The 16,267-nt window shown below is 71.9% G+C and carries 16 protein-coding genes; 5 read left to right on the top strand and 11 right to left on the bottom strand.

From position 1 onward, the window contains the following. Positions 1 to 97 precede the first annotated feature (97 nt). From rocD to MKW14_RS22140, 3 genes are all read right to left on the bottom strand, one after another. Entirely contained in the window at positions 98 to 1,318 is a 1,221-nt protein-coding gene (gene rocD / locus MKW14_RS22150) for an ornithine--oxo-acid transaminase (RefSeq protein ID WP_240864813.1), read from the bottom strand. Continuing rightward, positions 1,315 to 2,139, bottom strand: a complete 825-nt coding sequence (gene ddaH, locus MKW14_RS22145; RefSeq protein ID WP_240864812.1) for a dimethylargininase — start codon at positions 2,137 to 2,139, stop codon at positions 1,315 to 1,317. The genes rocD and ddaH overlap by 4 nt, the downstream gene beginning before the upstream one ends. A gap of 177 nt (positions 2,140 to 2,316) precedes the next feature. Then, the gene (locus MKW14_RS22140) at positions 2,317 to 2,802 is read right to left on the bottom strand and encodes an Lrp/AsnC family transcriptional regulator (RefSeq protein WP_240864811.1); all 486 of its coding nucleotides are present in this window, start codon (positions 2,800 to 2,802) and stop codon (positions 2,317 to 2,319) included. Between the two features lie 78 nt (positions 2,803 to 2,880). Between MKW14_RS22140 and MKW14_RS22135 the strand changes: the two genes are divergently transcribed. Genes MKW14_RS22135 through MKW14_RS22120 form a run of 4 tightly spaced genes read left to right on the top strand, consistent with a single transcriptional unit; the run spans position 2,881 to position 6,981 of the window. Next, on the top strand, positions 2,881 to 3,630 hold the full coding sequence (locus MKW14_RS22135; protein WP_240864810.1) for a LytR/AlgR family response regulator transcription factor: 750 nt from the start codon (positions 2,881 to 2,883) through the stop codon (positions 3,628 to 3,630). A gap of 2 nt (positions 3,631 to 3,632) precedes the next feature. Then, positions 3,633 to 4,031 carry a hypothetical protein gene (locus MKW14_RS22130; protein ID WP_240864809.1) on the top strand — a complete coding sequence of 133 codons (399 nt, stop codon included), beginning with the start codon at positions 3,633 to 3,635 and terminating at the stop codon, positions 4,029 to 4,031. A gap of 11 nt (positions 4,032 to 4,042) precedes the next feature. Beyond that, a complete protein-coding gene (locus MKW14_RS22125; protein WP_240864808.1) occupies positions 4,043 to 5,755 on the top strand; it encodes a sodium/solute symporter in 1,713 nt (570 codons plus the stop codon). After that, positions 5,752 to 6,981, top strand: coding sequence for a sensor histidine kinase (locus tag MKW14_RS22120; RefSeq protein ID WP_240864807.1), 1,230 nt, complete (start codon positions 5,752 to 5,754; stop codon positions 6,979 to 6,981). Before MKW14_RS22125 ends, MKW14_RS22120 begins: the two co-directional genes overlap by 4 nt. Before the next feature lie 2 nt (positions 6,982 to 6,983). Here the strand turns inward: MKW14_RS22120 and MKW14_RS22115 are convergent, their stop codons facing one another. The 7 genes from MKW14_RS22115 to MKW14_RS22080 all read right to left on the bottom strand — a co-directional run bounded on the left by MKW14_RS22115 (position 6,984) and on the right by MKW14_RS22080 (position 14,833). Next, a complete protein-coding gene (locus tag MKW14_RS22115) occupies positions 6,984 to 7,157 on the bottom strand; it encodes a hypothetical protein (protein ID WP_133047619.1) in 174 nt (57 codons plus the stop codon). Positions 7,158 to 7,170: 13 nt separating this feature from the next. After that, entirely contained in the window at positions 7,171 to 8,997 is a 1,827-nt protein-coding gene (locus MKW14_RS22110; protein WP_240864806.1) for a serine/threonine-protein kinase, read from the bottom strand. A 28-nt stretch (positions 8,998 to 9,025) separates the two neighbouring features. Beyond that, positions 9,026 to 10,456 (bottom strand): DUF6777 domain-containing protein, encoded by a 1,431-nt coding sequence (locus MKW14_RS41315; protein ID WP_308314619.1) that lies wholly within the window; start codon positions 10,454 to 10,456, stop codon positions 9,026 to 9,028. Positions 10,457 to 10,542: 86 nt separating this feature from the next. Next, entirely contained in the window at positions 10,543 to 11,493 is a 951-nt protein-coding gene (locus tag MKW14_RS22095) for a cytochrome c oxidase assembly protein (protein ID WP_240864805.1), read from the bottom strand. A 132-nt stretch (positions 11,494 to 11,625) separates the two neighbouring features. Further along, on the bottom strand, positions 11,626 to 12,651 hold the full coding sequence (locus MKW14_RS22090) for a 6-phosphofructokinase (protein WP_240864804.1): 1,026 nt from the start codon (positions 12,649 to 12,651) through the stop codon (positions 11,626 to 11,628). 196 nt (positions 12,652 to 12,847) lie between these two features. After that, positions 12,848 to 13,576, bottom strand: a complete 729-nt coding sequence (locus tag MKW14_RS22085) for a type 1 glutamine amidotransferase (RefSeq protein ID WP_240864803.1) — start codon at positions 13,574 to 13,576, stop codon at positions 12,848 to 12,850. An 18-nt stretch (positions 13,577 to 13,594) separates the two neighbouring features. Next, entirely contained in the window at positions 13,595 to 14,833 is a 1,239-nt protein-coding gene (locus MKW14_RS22080) for a MurT ligase domain-containing protein (protein ID WP_240864802.1), read from the bottom strand. A 122-nt stretch (positions 14,834 to 14,955) separates the two neighbouring features. On the opposite strand from MKW14_RS22080, the gene def reads away from it, so the two are divergent. Next, positions 14,956 to 15,510, top strand: coding sequence for a peptide deformylase (gene def / locus MKW14_RS22075; RefSeq protein ID WP_240864801.1), 555 nt, complete (start codon positions 14,956 to 14,958; stop codon positions 15,508 to 15,510). Here def and MKW14_RS22070 read toward each other — a convergent pair. Next, positions 15,507 to 16,151: a TetR/AcrR family transcriptional regulator gene (locus MKW14_RS22070; protein WP_240864800.1), complete on the bottom strand. Its 645-nt coding sequence runs from the start codon at positions 16,149 to 16,151 to the stop codon at positions 15,507 to 15,509. The two genes, def and MKW14_RS22070, sit on opposite strands and share 4 nt — an antisense overlap. Positions 16,152 to 16,267: the final 116 nt, after the last annotated feature.

Raw genomic sequence — 16,267 nt, 5'->3', positions numbered from 1 at the left:
TCGCTGAGAGTGGTCTACCACCTCTTGACTCAATCTTCACCCTTCGGGCATCAGGGACGCGCAAAGGGCGGGGGCGGCCGGACCGCCCCCACCGGGGTCAGGAACCCAGCACCCGCTCCAGGGCGCCGAGCGCGCCCGTCAGCTCCTCCGCCGTGATCGTCAGCGGCGGCGCCAGCCGGATCGTCGAGCCGTGGGTGTCCTTGACCAGGACCCCCTCGCGCTGCAGGCGTTCGCTGATCGCGCGGCCGGTGCCGATGGCCGGGTCGATGTCGACGCCCGCCCACAGACCCCGGGCCCGGAAGCCGGTGACGCCCTTGCCGACGAGGCCGGTCAGCCCGCCGCGAAGGACCACGCCCAGCTCGGCCGCCCGGCGCTGGAACTCGCCGGTCTCCAGCAGCTCGACCACGGCCGTGCCGACCGCCGCCGCGAGCGGGTTGCCGCCGAACGTCGAGCCGTGTTCGCCCGGCCGCAGCACGCCGAGCACGTCCCGGCGGGCGACCACCGCGGACACCGGCACGATGCCGCCGCCCAGCGCCTTGCCCAGCAGCAGCACGTCCGGCACGACCGACTCGTGCTCCACGGCGAGGGTGCGGCCGGTGCGGCCCAGGCCCGACTGGATCTCGTCCGCGACGAACAGGCAGCCCCTGCGCCGGGTCAGCTCGCGCACACCGGTGAGATAGCCGTCGTCCGGAATGACCACGCCCGCCTCGCCCTGGATGGGCTCCAGGAGCACGGCGGCCGTCGTGTCGTCGACCGCCGCCTCAAGCGCGGCCAGGTCGTTGTACGGCACGATCCGGAAGCCGGGCGTGAAGGGGCCGAAGCCCGCCCGTGCCGTCTCGTCCGTGGAGAAGCTGACGATCGTCGTCGTACGGCCGTGGAAGTTCTCCGCGGCCACCACGATCGTCGCCCGGTCGGCGGGGACGCCCTTGACCTCGTACGCCCACTTGCGGGCCACCTTGATGCCGGACTCGACGGCCTCGGCGCCGGTGTTCATCGGCAGCACCATGTCCAGGCCGGTCAACTCGGCCAGCCGCTCGGCGAATTCGGCCAGCCTGTCGTTGTGGAAGGCGCGCGAGGTGAGGGTCAGACGGTCCAGCTGGCGGTGTGCGGCCTCGATCAGCGCCGGGTGGCGGTGGCCGAAGTTGAGGGCCGAATAGCCGGCCAGCATGTCCAGGTAGCGGCGGCCCTCGACGTCCTCGACCCAGGTGCCCTCGGCACGGGCGACGACCACGGGCAGGGGGTGGTAGTTGTGCGCCAGGACCGGTTCCTCGGCGCGGATGAGGTCGGCGGACGAACGCGTGGTCACGGGAGCGGTCATGAACGGATCTCCTGGGTGCAGCACTTGATGCCGCCGCCTGCCTTGCGGAACTCGGACAGGTCGACGGGCACGGGGACATAGCCGCGGTCGGCGAGGGAGGCGGCCAGGGACTCGGCCTGGGGCGCGATGAAGACGTTCCTGCCGTCGGAGACGGAGTTGAGGCCGAAGTGCAGCGCGTCGTCGAGGGTGGCGTGCACGGCGTTCGGGTACAGCCGCGCCAGCACCTCGCGGCTGCCCGGCGAGAACGCCTCCGGGTAGTACGCCACGTTGTTGCCCTCGGCGGAGTCGTCCAGCACGAACAGCGCCGTGTCCAGGTGGTAGAAGCGCGGGTCCACCAGCGTCAGGCTGATCACCGGGTGGCCGAAGAACTCCTGCACCTCGCGGTGCGCCTCGCGGGTCGTACGGAAGCCGGTGCCGGCCAGCATGTACCGGCCCGTCCACACCAGGTCGCCCTCGCCCTCGCAGACGGACTCGGGGCGGTGGACGGCGAAGCCGGCCGCCTTGAACCAGGTGTCGTAGTAGGTGGACTCCGGGCGCCGCTGCGGCGCGTGGAAGAGGGAGCCGAAGACGCGGCCGTCCACGACGACCGCCGAGTTCGCGGCGAAGACCATGTCCGGCAGGCCGGGGGCCGGCTCCACGGAGTCGACGGTGTGGCCGTGGGTCCGGTAGGCGCTGATCAGCGCCTGCCACTGGGCCCGGGCCAGGTCCACGTCGACGCGGACGTCGGGGTGCATCCAGGGGTTGATCGCGTACTGCACGGCGAAGTGTCTGGGTTCGCAGACGAGGTACCGCCGCCGGCGCGGCACACGGGAGTCGGACACAGAGGGGTTCCTCCGCTTCCTGGGGTGTCGACTGAGGGTTGACACCAAGGTAGGAAGTGACGGAGACGGGCGACAAGCAACGAGAATTGCGTGTCCGCGCAGGAATGCTGCGTCTTCGACCGACATCACGCAGTCTTGCTGCGCACTCGGATGTTTATTCGGGTGTTGTTCGGGTGTCTATTCGGGCGCGGGCTGCGTGGCGCCGGCCTCGGGGGATTCCGGGAGGAGATGGGACAGCACCATCACGCTGATCGTCTTGCGGATGAAGGGCTCCGTGCGGATGCGCTCCAGCACCTCCTCGAAGTGGTCCACGTCCCGGGCCCGGACATGCAGCAGGGCGTCCGCGCCGCCGGTCACCGTCATGGCCGCGGTGATCTCCGGATGGTTGCGGACCACCTCCGCCAGCCGCCGCGGCGGCGCCGCGCCCTCGCAGTAGACCTCGACGTACGCCTCCGTGGTCCAGCCCAGCGCCGAGGGCTGGACGGTGGCGGTGAACCCGGTGATCACGCCCGTCTCGCGCAGCCGGTCCACGCGCCGCTTCACGGCCGTGGACGACAGCCCGACCGCCGCGCCGATCTCGGCGAAGGACGTCCTGGCGTTCGCCATCAGGGCCGTGACGATCTTCCGGTCGGTGTCGTCGAAGGGGGCCGGACCGCTGTTCATGTCGGCACTGTATCCAGCGCGAACGTCCACTTCCCGGGACATGTCCAGGCGTCGGGATTCCACCTACACTCCGGGTTCATGCTGCGTGCCCTCGCCGTCGACGACGAACGCCCCTCGCTGGAGGAGCTGCTGTACCTGCTGAACGCGGATCCCCGCATCGGCAGCGCCGAGGGCGCGGGTGACGCGACCGAGGCGCTGCGCCGCATCAACCGGGCGCTGGAGTCGGGGCCGGGCGGGCCCGAGGCGATCGACGTGGTCTTCCTCGACATCCAGATGCCCGGCCTGGACGGCCTGGACCTGGCACGGCTGCTCAGCGGGTTCGCCGAGCCGCCGCACATCGTGTTCGTCACCGCCCACGAGGACTTCGCGGTGCAGGCCTTCGACCTCGAGGCCGTCGACTACGTCCTCAAGCCCGTGCGCAAGGAACGCCTCGCCGAGGCGATACGCCGGGTCGCCGAACTCACCGGCAACACCCCGCGCATCCGCGTCCACGAGCCCGACCCCGACCACATACCGGTCGAACTCGGCGGCGTCACCCGCTTCGTGGCGGTCGACGACATCACCCATGTCGAGGCCCAGGGCGACTACGCCCGCCTGCACACCGACAAGGGCAGCCACCTCGTACGGATCCCGCTGTCCACGCTGGAGGACCGCTGGCGCGCCCGCGGCTTCGTCCGCATCCACCGCCGCCATCTGGTCGCCCTGCGCCACGTCGGCGAACTCCGCCTGGACGCGGGCACGGTGAGCGTCCTGGTCGGCGGCGAAGAGCTGCAGGTCAGTCGGCGTCACGCGCGTGAGCTGCGGGACCTGCTGATGAGGAGGCCCTGAGCATGCCCCACCAGGATCCCGCCGAGCGGCGCGTCGTCGTCACCGGACCGCCCCGGCGCACCCTCCCCCACGCTCGGCTTCGCTCGCGCGGGCGGTACCTCCATGCCTCCGGCTACTACCGCCCGCGCACCGAGATCGACGAGCAGACCACCCTCGGCCACACCTACGTCCGCTCCCTCATGCGCTCCCAACTCCGCGCCGGCCTCGCGGTGTTCGCGGTGCTCGGCCTGCTGATCGGCCCGCTGCCGCTGCTGTTCGAAGCCATGCCGGACGCCCACCGCCTCGAATGGGCCGTCCTCGGCTTCTGCCTGTACGCCCCGCTGGTCCTGCTCGCCCTCTGGTACGTCCGCCGCGCCGAACGCAACGAACGGGACTTCGTGCGGCTCGTCGAGGACCGCTGAACGGCAGCCCCATGAACTCCAGCTACGCCGTCCCGGCCGTCGCCCTCGTCGTCGTGGCGACCGTCCTCGTCGGCGCCTTCGGCCTGCGCATCTCCCGCACCACCTCCGACTTCTACGTCGCCTCCCGCACCGTCGGCCCCCGCCTCAACGCGGCCGCCATCAGCGGCGAGTACCTGTCCGCCGCCTCCTTCCTGGGCATCGCGGGACTGGTCCTCGTCCAGGGCCCCGACATGCTCTGGTACCCGGTCGGCTACACCGCCGGCTACCTGGTCCTGCTGCTGTTCGTCGCCGCCCCGCTGCGCCGCTCCGGCGCCTACACCCTGCCCGACTTCGCCGAGGCGCGGCTCGGCTCGCCCGGCGTGCGGCGGCTGGCGGGGGCGTTCGTCGTCGGGGTGGGCTGGCTGTATCTGCTTCCCCAACTCCAGGGCGCCGGACTGACGTTGACGGTCCTCACCGGAGCCCCCGACTCGCTCGGCGGACTGATCGTGGCCGTCGTCGTGGTCGCCACCGTCGCCGCCGGCGGTATGCGCAGCATCACCTTCGTACAGGCCTTCCAGTACTGGCTGAAGCTCACCGCGCTGCTCGTCCCCGCGCTGTTCCTGGCGGTCGCCTGGCAGGGCGACGGATCCCCCAGCCACGCCTTCGAGGAACCGGCGACCTTCCGCGAACAGCGCGTCGTACGCGTCGACGACAGCCTCGACCTGAAGCTGGCCGGCCCCCTGACGGTCACCGTGACCGGCACCGTCGACGGCCGCGCCCACGACGACCAGCGCCTCCGACTCCCCGCCGGGACCCACCACATCGCGAAGGGCACACGGCTGAGCTTCGCCAAGGGCACCGCCGTCCCGAGCGCCGACCCCGGCACCACCGACGGCATCTCCACCTCCCTCGCCACGGGCCGCCAGGAACTGCCGCTGTACGCCACCTACGGACTGATCCTCGCCACCTTCCTCGGCACCATGGGCCTGCCCCATGTGGTCGTCCGCTTCTACACCAGCCCGCACGGCGTCGCCGCCCGCCGCACCACGGTGGCCGTCCTCGGGCTGATCGGCGCGTTCTACCTGCTGCCGCCCCTGTACGGCGCCCTCGGCCGGCTCTACACCCCCGAACTCGTCCTCACCGGCGACGCGGACGCGGCCGTACTGCTGCTGCCGGACCGCATGATCGGCGGCGTCGGCGGCGATCTGCTCGGCGCGCTGGTGGCGGGCGGGGCCTTCGCCGCGTTCCTGTCCACGGCGTCCGGGCTGACCATGGCCGTCGCGGGCGTCCTCACCCAGGACGTCCTGCCCTCGCGCGGGGTACGGCACTTCCGGCTCGGCACGGTGCTCGCCATGGCCGTGCCGCTGGCCGGCAGCGTCCTGGTGGCCGGGCTGCCGGTGGCGGACGCGGTGGGGCTGGCCTTCGCGGTGTCCGCCTCCTCCTTCTGCCCGCTGCTGGTGCTCGGCATCTGGTGGCGACGGCTCACCCCGCCGGGCGCGGCGGCCGGAATGCTGACCGGGGGCGGCTCGGCGTTCGTGGCGGTGGCGGCGACGATGGCGGACGTGCCCGGCACGGGCCCCGTACACGCTTTACTGGCCTGGCCCGCACTCTGGTCGGTCCCGCTGGGCTTCCTCACCATGGTCCTGGTGTCCCTGGCCACCCCGAGCCGCGTACCGGCCGGCACGGAGGCGATCCTGGCCCGGTTCCATCTCCCGGAGGAACTCCGCACGGAGGTGAAGACGTGAGCGGCTTCCTGGCCGGTCTGTGCGTGGCAGTTCTGCCGCTGCTGGCCGCCGGGTTCTGGATCGGGCGGCGTACCGCGCGGCCCGACAGCCTCGGCGATCTCGGCACCCCGGTCGAGCACGCCACCTTCCAGACCCTGCACACCGCCTCGCTCGCCGCGCCGCCGCTGCGGGCCGGGCTGACCGAGGAGACGGCGCGCAAGTCGGCCCGCAGGCTGCGCACCCTGCTCGGCACGGACGCGCTGTGTCTGACCGACCGCGAGCGGGTCCTGGTCTGGGACGGCGTCGGCGCCCACCACCGCGGCGAGATCATGGAACGCCTCTCCGGCGTCCTGGAGACCGGCCGCGGCGAGGCCTTCCGGCTGAGGTGCGAGACGCCGGACTGCCCGGTGCGCTGGGCGGTCGTGGCGCCCTTCACCGTCGACGACCGGGTGCACGGCGCGCTCGTCGCCTGCGCCCCGCGCGAGTCCGCCGTCCTCGTCCGGGCCGCCGGCGAGGTCGCCCGCTGGGTGAGCGTCCAACTGGAGCTGGCGGACCTGGACCAGTCCCGAACCCGCCTGATCGAGGCCGAGATCAAGGCACTTCGGGCCCAGATCTCCCCGCACTTCATCTTCAACTCGCTAGCGGTGATCGCGTCCTTCGTGCGCACCGACCCCGAGCGCGCCCGCGAACTCCTCCTCGAGTTCGCCGACTTCACCCGCTACTCGTTCCGCAGGCACGGCGACTTCACCACCCTCGCCGACGAACTCCACGCCATCGACCACTACTTGGCGCTGGTACGGGCCCGCTTCGGTGACCGACTCTCCGTCACCCTGCAGATCGCCCCGGAAGTCCTGCCGGTCACCCTGCCGTTCCTGTGTCTGCAGCCGCTCGTCGAGAACGCCGTCAAACACGGCCTGGAGGGCAAGGCGGACAAGAGCCACATCAGCATCACCGCCCAGGACGCCGGCGCCGAGGCGCTGGTCGTCATCGAGGACGACGGCGTCGGCATGGACCCGGACCTGCTGCGCCGCATCCTCGCCGGCGAGGTCAGTCCCTCGGGCGGCATCGGGCTGTCCAACGTCGACGACCGGCTCCGCCAGGTCTACGGCGACGACTACGGCCTCGTGATCGAGACCGCCGTCGGCGCGGGCATGAAGGTCACCGCCCGGCTGCCGAAGTACCAGCCGGGGGTCCACCCCGCGGGCCGGATCACCCAGGAGTTCTCGGGAGACTTCTCCGGGGACTGAGCCTAGGTCCCGCTGCGGGTGGCGATCATTCCGAGGGTGAGCAGCCCCAGCACGACCCAGCCGAACCACAGCCAGCCGTTGCTGCCGAGCGCCACCGTGTAGGCGGTCACCACGACCAGACCGCCGACGGTGAGCACCCCCATCGTCTTCGTCGAACCGTCCGTGGAACCGGGCATCGCGACACCCTCCTCAGGATTCGTCCCCCTCCATGGTGCCCCCGTTCTGCCTGCGGACGGTGCACACGACGAAATGCGTGCCCGACTTCCAGGGCCCCTCACTGGTCCAGGACCCCGAGGCGTACACCGACGGGTCGAAGCCGTAGTCGCGCGGCGGCACGTCCTTCGCGCACACCGCGTCCGACTCCGTACGCGCCTCGGCGTAGGTGACATCCCTGCCCAGCCGGGTGAAGCCGAGCACCTGTTCGTCGTGCGGGTCCTTGCAGGAGACCAGCCGGGCGTCCCGGTTGGAGCGGGTCAGGAGGCAGTCCCGGCGCTGCATGGTCGCCGTGTCCGCGAAGGCGAGGCCCGGCCTCCGGTGTGCCCCGAGCGGCCCGTAGACCGGCCCGTGCGCGCCCAGCACCAGACAGGCGGTCCGGCGCCCGGCCGCCTCGAAACCGGCGCCGGTCGGCACGACGGCGACCGCACGGACGTCGGCCAGCCCTCCCCGGATCTGCTGCGTCCGCTCCTCGCACCGCGCCGGTCCCAGCGTGCGCGCCTCGTCCGCCGAGACGGCCGGCACGAACGCCATCACCTGTCCGTCCGGCGCCTGGTCCCGGCAGCCGGGATCGAGCGTCAGCCGGGGCGTGCCCCGGAAGCGCACCGCGTCGGGCCAGTCGGCGAGCACGCAGTCGCCGTCCTTCAGCGGCCGGGTGAGCCCGACCGCAGTGCCGTACGGGGCCGCCTTCCCGCCGTCGTCCCGTGTCTGGTGGGCCGTGGCGTACCAGACACCGCCCAGGGCCAGCACCAGCCCCAGGAAGGCGGCGAGCAGGGCGCGCAGGGCGCGGGGCAGTTCGCGGCGCCGGTGCGCGGGCGTCGGCGCGGCGACCGGCCCGAAGCCGGCCGGGGCGGGGCCGGGTGGGGGAGCGGTGGCCCCGGCCCACGGCGGCTGCGAGCCGAAGTCGGTCCGGGTCCGGGCGTGCGGCTCGGCCCGCGGTGTCACGATCCCCGACAGCGCCGCCTCCGTCTCGGCCGCCGACGCCCGCCGCCCCGGGTCCTTCTCCAGCAGACCCCGCAGGACGGGCCCCAGCGCGCCGGCCCGCACGGCGGGCCGCGGCTCCTCCATGACCACCGCGGTCACTTCGGCGAGATGCGACGCCCGCTCGAAGGGAGCCCGGCCCTCGACGCCGTAGTAGAGCGTGCAGCCCAGCGAGAACAGATCGGCCGCGGGGGTCGGCGGACCGCCCTTGGCCCGCTCGGGCGCCAGATAGCCCGACGTCCCCACCAGCACGGACGCCAGTGTGTACCGCGTCTCGCCGCCGTCCGGCCGCACCGAGATGCCGTAGTCCGTCAGCAGGACGCGGCCGTACGGCGCCCCGGCGCGGTCCGGCGCCAGCAGGATGTTCGCCGGTTTCACGTCCCGGTGCATCACACCCCGCTCGTGTCCGGCGGTCAGCGCGTCGAGCACGGCGAGACCGATCCGGGCGCACTCCGCCGGGGCGAGCGGGCCGCGCGTCTCGACCAGTTCCCTGAGGTCGAGGGCACCCGTCACGTACTCCATGACGATCCACGGCAGCCCCTCGTGCTCCAGCACGTCGTGCACGGTCACCACGTGCGGGTGGCCGCGCAGTCCGGCCGCGTGCCGGGCCTCCGAGCGGGCGCGGGCCACCCGCGCCTCCCGCTCCTCGCCCACGGGGTCCGGCTCGCGGAACACGATCTCCTTGAGCGCGACCTCGCAGGCCAGTCTCCGGTCGTGGGCGAGCCACACATGGCCCATGCCGCCGCTGCCGAGCCGGTTCAGCAGCAGATAACGGCCGGCGATGACCCGGCCCACTCCCGACGTCGGTGATCCTGAATGCATCCGGTGACTCCCGGGTTCTGCGGAGGCGCTATGTGATCGCGCCCGAGGCGGACCCGGAGGACCCGGGCCGACTCGGGCCGGGCGGGCCACTCGCCGGCCCACTGGCCGCCGGGGCGCTGACGGTCGCGGGCGGCGGTGCGCTGCTGGTGACCGGTCTGCCGGGCGGCGGCGGTGCGCTGGTGGTGACCGGTTTGCCCGGCGGTGGCGGCGCGCTGGGCGGAGGCGGCGCGAGGGTCGTCGCGGGCTTGCTGCTCGGCGGCCCGGCGCTGGTCGTCGCCGGCTTGCTGGTCGTCCGCCCCGCGCCGGCCGTCGACGGCGGTGCGCTCGACGGCGGCGGTTGGGAGCTGGGCGGTGGGCTCGACGGCGGCGGTGGGGCGGAGGACGAGCCGGGCCCGCTGCTCGATCCGGACGACGGAGGCGACGGAGCTGACGGATGGGGCCTGTCCGACCCCGACGAGCCGGACGGTGGAGGCACCTGGGGAGTGCTCGGTCCCACGGACGTGCTCCCCGACGAGCTTCCCCCGGCCGTGCTCAGCGTCACGTACTGCCCGAACCGCAGCTCGGTCCCCGCCGGCGGATCGGAAGCCGTGACGCGGGCGTCGTCGGCGGGCAGCGCCTCGCCGGCGTACCCGACCGCGAGTCCTCTGGCGGCCAGCTCACGGCTCGCCCGCCCGAAGGCCGTCCCGGTGAGATCCGGCACCGCTCGACGGCGGCCCGCATCGAAGGTCTCGTCGCGCGCCCCCGTCGTGCCGACCGGCCGGTCGAGGCCCCGGTCCGGATCGCCGACGTCGACCAGGGCGAGCCGCTCCATTTTCCTCGGCGCGGGCCGTACGGCCACCACGGAGGAACGCGTGAACCCCTTCCACTTCCGGTTGCAGTTCTCGAACGTGACCGATATGCGATTCGTGTCATGCGTGAAGGGGCGCAGCGGATTTCCGCACGAACATTTCACGGCGGGCGCACCCTGCTGATCGACGAGAATGGCGATTCCCGCCTGCAGCAAGGAGTCGAAGGGAACAGCCTTTCCCTTCCTGTAGTCGTGGTTCCGTACGAGTGTGTCGTGACGCAGGAGAACAGGAGTGAGCCGGTCCAGATATCCCGGAATCCGGTCCGTGGAAATACCCAGCGCCGTCGCCCACGCCTGCGCCTTCCGGTGATTCCGGGGAGCCGTGAGGAACGCCTTGAGCTTCCGGACGTCACAGATGGTCGGCCGGCGTGTGCCTCCGTACAGCCCGGGCGTGTCCCCCTGCTGCAGGCTGCCGCGCACGGCCCGCGGCCGTAGCGCCTCGTCGTGCCCCAGGCCGCCGCTCTCGTCGAAGAACGGCGCGAGAGACGGAACTCCCGCGGCCACCGCCCGTACAAGGGTCAGCGGCGTACTTCGGTCACATCCACTGAGCGCCAGTACGAATACGAGCAGGACGGCAGTCCGGCGAAGCGCCGATTTCCCGGCCCTGTGCATAAATGCGCGAAGTGTCATCACCGCTCCCCCCGGCGGTTTTCCCCCTGCGCATCATGCTACTGAAAGGCGCCGAACGGCGAACCCTTTCACTGGCCGCGTGCGTTCAATGAGGCCAGATAGGCGTTGTAGGCCTCGAGTTCCTTGTCGCCGTCGCGGTCGGCGGCCCGGTCCTTGCGCTTGGCCTGCCGCTGCTCCGAGCTGTACCACTGGAACAGCAGGGCAAGGAGTACCAGCACCGAGGGGACCTCGCTGAACGCCCAGGCGATGCCGCCGGCCGCGGTCTGGTCGGAGAGCGCGTCGATGCCGAGGGAGGCGGGCGGGTTCTTGAACGTCTCCACCATCGGCGTCGACGCCATCATCAGCGCGATGCCGAAGAACGCGTGGAACGGCATGCCGGCGAACAGTTCCAGCATCCGCATGAGGTGGCCCGGCCGCTGCGGCCCGGGGTCCACGCCGATGATCGGCCAGAAGAACACGACGCCCACGGCCAGGAAGTGCACCATCATCGCGACGTGCCCCGCCTTCGACCCCATCAGGAAGTCGAACAGCGGCGTGAAGTACAGCCCGTACAGGCTCGCGACGAACAGCGGAATGGTGAACACCGGGTGCGTGATGATCCGCATGTACCGGCTGTGCAGCAGCATCAGCAGCAGCTCACGCGGCCCCTTGTGGCCCTTGCCGGCGGTCGGCAGCGCGCGCAGGGCGAGGGTGACGGGGGCGCCGAGCAGGATCAGGATGGGCGACAGCATGCTGATGATCATGTGCTGCACCATGTGCACGCTGAACATGACCATGCCGTAGTCGTTCAGCCTGGTGCACATCACCAGACCGACGGTCAGCACACCGAGGACGAACGACACCGTCCGTCCCGGCGACCACTTGTCCCCGCGCCGCCGCAGCCGTACGACCCCCCACCCGTACAGCGCGAGTCCCGCCAGGCAGGCGACGAGGAAGAAAGGATCGGCGGACCACTCGAGCCCCCGCCCCAGCGTGAACGGCGGCAGATCCATCGTCATGCCGTGCCCGCTGTGATCCATCGGACGGCTCCTGATTCGTGGGGGTTGTGCATGTGTGTCCCCCACAGACTAGAACCGCCCCCGACCGCGCTTGCGACCGGGGGCGACTGCTCGGGCCCGTACGGGCTCAGTGGGGCGCTGGGGAACGGGGCGCTAGAGAACGCACTCGGCCTCGTCGTAGCGCTCGGCGGGCACCGTCTTGAGGGTCTCCACCGCCTCCGCCAGCGGCACCATCACGATGTCGGTGCCGCGCAGCGCGGTCATCGCGCCGAACTCGCCGCGGTGCACCGCCTCCACGGCGTGCCAGCCGAAGCGGGTGGCGAGCACGCGGTCGTACGCCGTCGGCGTGCCGCCCCGCTGGACGTGCCCCAGGATGACCGGCCGGGCTTCCTTCCCCAACCGCTCCTCCAGCTCGATGGACAGCTGGCGGGCGATCCCGGCGAAACGCTCGTGGCCGTAGACGTCCTTGCCGCCCTCGTCGAAGTCCATCGTGCCGGCCTCGGGCTTGGCGCCCTCCGCCGCGACGACGATCGCGAAGCGCTTGCCCGCCTTGAACCGCTCGCCGACCCGCCTGGCCAGCTCCTCGATGTCGAAGGGCCGCTCGGGCACGACGATGGCGTGCGCGCCGGCCGCCATGCCGGAGTGCAGCGCGATCCAGCCGGTGTGCCGTCCCATGACCTCCACGACCAGCACCCGCTGGTGGGACTCGGCGGTCGTCTTGAGCCGGTCCAGCGCCTCGGTCGCCACCCCCACGGCCGTGTCGAAGCCGAAGGTGACGTCCGTGACGGCGATGTCGTTGTCGATGGTCTTGGGCACGCCGACGATCGGCAGCCCGCTGTCGTACATCAGCCGGGCGGCCTTGAGCGTGCCCTCGCCGCCGATGGGGATGATCGCGTCGAGGCCCAGTTCCTCGACATGCCCCTTCGCCCGCTCCACGCCGTCGCGCAGATGCGAGGGCTGGACGCGGGAGGAGCCGAGGATCGTGCCGCCGCGCGCCAGGATGCCGCCCACCGCGTCGAGGTCGAGCTTCAGGTAGTCGCACTCCAGGAGGCCCTTCCAGCCGTCCCGGAAGCCGATGACCTCGTCGCCGTGGTCGGCCACGGCACGGTGCACGACGGATCGGATGACCGCGTTCAGGCCGGGGCAGTCGCCGCCGGACGTGAGGACACCAATACGCATAGCCCGAAAGACCTTCTCACCGTGTAAACGTGGGCCGGGACCGGACCACGTCGTCCGGTTTGATCCCCGCCACCCTAGCGGCAGGAGGGGGCGGGGCCGTACGGTCCGTCCGCCTGCTGGACGGCCCCGCTCACCTGTGCGGAGTCATCGTCAGACGGGCTGGTGAAGGCGGGCTTGAGGACAGGTGTACGGCAGCTCAGGCGGGCTGCTGCGCCGCCGCGATGCGCTCGCCGCGCAGCGCCTCGTACCACCGGTCGTCGGTCGGCGGCAGCGCGTTGACGTCGAGCGCCAGCTTCAGCAGCAGATCGGCGATGAGCGGGTTGCGCGCCAGCACCGGCCCGTGCATGTACGTACCGAAGACCGTGTCGTTGTACGCGCCCTCCGTGCCGTCCCCCGTGCCGTTGCCGTTGCCCAGCCGCACGTTCGCGAAGGGGCGGGCGGTCGGGCCGAGGTGGGTGACGCCCTGGTGGTTCTCGAAGCCGGTCAGCTGGGGCAGGCCCAGGCGCGGGTCGATGTCGGCGAGCACGTCACCGACGCACCGCTCGCCCTCGCCGCGCACCGACACCACGTCCAGCAGCCCGAGGCCGGGCTCGCGCTGGCCGAGGTCGTTGATGAACTCGTGGCCGAGGATCTGGTAGCCGGCGCAGACGGAGAAGACGATCGCGCCGTTCCCCACCGCCCGGTGCAGGCCCCCGTCCCGGCGCAGCCGCTCGGCCGCGAGCCGCTGCGGACGGTCCTCGCCGCCGCCGATGAGGTAGATGTCCCCGGAGGTCGGGATCGGCTGGTCGCTGCGCACGTCGAGCCGGGCCACGTCGAGGCCGCGCTGGCGGGCCCGGCGCTCCACGACGAGGACGTTGCCCTGGTCGCCGTAGGTGCTGAGCAGGTCGGGGTAGATCCAGACGACCCGCAGGCTGTTGTCACTCACTGATGTCCCCTGAGTTTGTCAGTTGCCGACGCGGCGGCGCAGGTCCTGGAACGCGGTGTAGTTGGCGATGACCTCGATGCGGCCCGGCGGGCTCAGCTGCACGGCCTGGTCGAGGTTCTCGCAGACCTGGAAGTGCTGGTTCGCGACCTCCAGGCGCACCGCGAGGTCCAGCTTGCGGTCGCCGATCACACAGATCGGGTGGCCGGTCAGCCGGGTGTAGTCGACGTCCCAGAGCCAGGAGGTGTCGGTGCCGTCGGCGCCGCGCGCGTTCACCGAGAGGATCACCGGGGTGGGCGGAGGATCGATCAGGCTGAACGTCTCGAGCCAGCCCGCGGGGTTCTTCGCCAGCAGCAGTCGCAGGTCACGGCCCTGGAACTGGACCACGTCATAGCGGCCGGCGACGGCCTGCACCTGGTACATGCGTTCCAGGGCGACCTGCGGCGGCACACCGAAGACGGCGGCCACGGCGGCCGAGGAGGCGGCGTTGGCCTTGTTGGCGCGGCCCGGCAGCTGGAGGTGGATCGGCCAGGCGGAGCCGTGCGGGTCGAGGACGTGGTCGCCGGACAGGGCCCAGCTGGGCGTCGGTCGGCGGAAGCCGCACTCCCCGCAGAACCAGTCGTCGCCGGGCCGCTGCATCACACCACCGCAGGACGGGCAGGACCAGGCGTCGTCCTTCCACATCTGCCCGGCGGCGACCCAGATCACGTTGGGGGAGGAGGAGGCCGCCCACACCACCAGCGGGTCGTCCGCGTTGGCTACGACGACGGCCTTCGAACCGGCCAGCCCCTCGCGCCAGTTCTCCGCCAGCATCCGGGTCTCGGCGGCGCGGTCGAGCTGGTCGCGGGAGAGGTTGAGCAGGGCGATGCACTTGGGGGCGGTGTCCCGGGCCACACCCGCGAGGTACTTCTCGTCGACCTCGATCACGCCGTACCTGGCGTCCGAGCCGCCCGCGAGGGCGGAGGTGATGCCGGCGGGCATGTTGGCGCCGAGGGCGTTGGAGACGACGGGGCCGGCGGCCCGCAGCGCCTCCGCGATGAGCCGGGTGGTGGTGGTCTTGCCGTTGGTCGCCGAGACCAGGACGACGTCCAGGCTCTGGGCGAGCCGGGCGAGGAGGTCGGGGTCGAGCTTGAGCGCGACCCGGCCGCCGATCACCGAACCGCTGCCGCGCCCCGCGGCACGCGATGCGGCCGCGACCGCCTTGCCCGCGGTAACGGCCAGCTTGGCCCGCGGCGTGAGCGGGTCCGAGTTGCCTGCCATCAGTTCTCGATCCTCCTTGCGTACGCGCCGCGCCTGAAGCCTCTAAGCCTTACGGCAACGTGGTGTGGACCTCAGCCTATCGAGATCTGTTCACGCTCCCGCACCGCCGTACCCTTGCGGCCATGCGAAACGGCTCCATCCCGGGCACCCGCGGTCGTGTCCGGCCTCTCACCCTGCTGGGGGACCCGGTCCTGCACGCCCCATGCGCCGAGGTCACCGACTTCGGTCCCCAACTGGCCCTGCTCGTGGAGGACTTGTTCGCGACGATGTACGCGGCGCGGGGGGTGGGCCTGGCGGCCAACCAGGTCGGTGAATCTTTGCGCGTGTTCGTGTACGACTGCCCCGACGACGAGGAGGTCCGGCACGTGGGCCATGTGGTCAACCCCCGTCTCGTCGAGGCCGACGGGGTGGTAGTGCGAGGTCCCGAGGGCTGTCTGTCCCTGCCGGGCCTGGAGGCCGGGACCGAACGTCACGACCACGCGGTGGTCGAGGGGTTCACGGTGACCGGGGATCCGGTCACCGTGCACGGCACGGGTTTCTTTGCGAGGTGTTTGCAGCACGAGACGGACCATCTGGAGGGCCGCGTCTACGTGGACCGCCTCATCGGCCGGCGCAGACGCAAGCTGCTCCGCCAGGCGGCCAAGGCCTCCTGGAGCACCCGGGGCCAAAAGTCCTAGAACCCGGGGCCGCCCACCCGGTCGCCGGCCGCCGCGAGGCGGCCCCACAGGAGGTCGGCCAGGCAGCGGACCAACTCGGCCCGGGAGCAGGGGCGTTCGCCCAGCCACCAGTCGCCGGCCGCGTGCATCATGCCGACGATGCCGTGGCCCCACACCCGGGCGAGCTGCTGGCTCTCCGGTCCGAGGTCCAGCCGGTCCTCGATGACCTGGGCCAGTTCCTCGCCCATCCTGCGCAGCAGCGGCGCCGAGTGCTTGCCGACGTCGAAGCCCTGCTCCGTCGCCGTACCGCCCTCCGCCGGATGCATCAGGAACCGGTACACCTGGGGCCGCGCCTCGATCGCCGCGAGGTAGGTGTCCAGCGTGGCCTCCACCCGCTCGCGCCGCTCGGCCGGCGCGTCCAGCGCCGCCCGCAGCGAGTCGAGCAGCGCGTCGGTGTGCCGCTTGGCCAGCGCCGCGTACAGTCCCCCCTTGTCGCCGAAGTGCCGGTAGAGAATCGGCTTCGTGATGCCCGCCTCCGCCGCGATGGCGTTCATCGAGGCCTGCGGGCCGTCGCGCAGCACCACTCGGTCCGCGGCCTCCAGCAGCTCGCGCCGACGGCGGTCGGCGGACCGCTGCTGATCGGTCCGCTGTGTGGTGTCCATGAGCTCTCCCCACCCGTGCTTAATCGGTAACGCCAGCGCAAACTAACACTCAGCATGCCCTCTGCATCGAACTGGCTGCCGAGGCGTCATCGGGAGTTGACTTTTCCTACCCGTGG

Source organism: Streptomyces gilvus (assembly GCF_022513565.1).
Lineage (GTDB): Bacteria > Actinomycetota > Actinomycetes > Streptomycetales > Streptomycetaceae > Streptomyces > Streptomyces gilvus.
The sequence above is the reverse complement of the archived record's forward strand: the minus strand, read 5'-3'. Positions and strand labels throughout refer to the sequence as shown.

Bases quoted from the DNA above. Each gene is read 5' to 3' on its own strand.
- MKW14_RS22090 (WP_240864804.1), bottom strand. From the start codon at position 12,651: ATGCGTATTGGTGTCCTCACGTCCGGCGGCGACTGCCCCGGCCTGAAC.
- MKW14_RS22135 (WP_240864810.1), top strand. From the start codon at position 2,881: ATGCTGCGTGCCCTCGCCGTCGACGACGAACGCCCCTCGCTGGAGGAG.
- rocD (WP_240864813.1), bottom strand. From the start codon at position 1,318: ATGACCGCTCCCGTGACCACGCGTTCGTCCGCCGACCTCATCCGCGCC.
- MKW14_RS22070 (WP_240864800.1), bottom strand. From the start codon at position 16,151: ATGGACACCACACAGCGGACCGATCAGCAGCGGTCCGCCGACCGCCGT.
- def (WP_240864801.1), top strand. From the start codon at position 14,956: ATGCGAAACGGCTCCATCCCGGGCACCCGCGGTCGTGTCCGGCCTCTC.
- MKW14_RS41315 (WP_308314619.1), bottom strand. From the start codon at position 10,456: ATGCACAGGGCCGGGAAATCGGCGCTTCGCCGGACTGCCGTCCTGCTC.
- MKW14_RS22130 (WP_240864809.1), top strand. From the start codon at position 3,633: ATGCCCCACCAGGATCCCGCCGAGCGGCGCGTCGTCGTCACCGGACCG.
- MKW14_RS22110 (WP_240864806.1), bottom strand. From the start codon at position 8,997: ATGCATTCAGGATCACCGACGTCGGGAGTGGGCCGGGTCATCGCCGGC.
- MKW14_RS22095 (WP_240864805.1), bottom strand. From the start codon at position 11,493: ATGGATCACAGCGGGCACGGCATGACGATGGATCTGCCGCCGTTCACG.
- MKW14_RS22125 (WP_240864808.1), top strand. From the start codon at position 4,043: ATGAACTCCAGCTACGCCGTCCCGGCCGTCGCCCTCGTCGTCGTGGCG.
- MKW14_RS22140 (WP_240864811.1), bottom strand. From the start codon at position 2,802: ATGAACAGCGGTCCGGCCCCCTTCGACGACACCGACCGGAAGATCGTC.
- MKW14_RS22080 (WP_240864802.1), bottom strand. From the start codon at position 14,833: ATGGCAGGCAACTCGGACCCGCTCACGCCGCGGGCCAAGCTGGCCGTT.
- MKW14_RS22115 (WP_133047619.1), bottom strand. From the start codon at position 7,157: ATGCCCGGTTCCACGGACGGTTCGACGAAGACGATGGGGGTGCTCACC.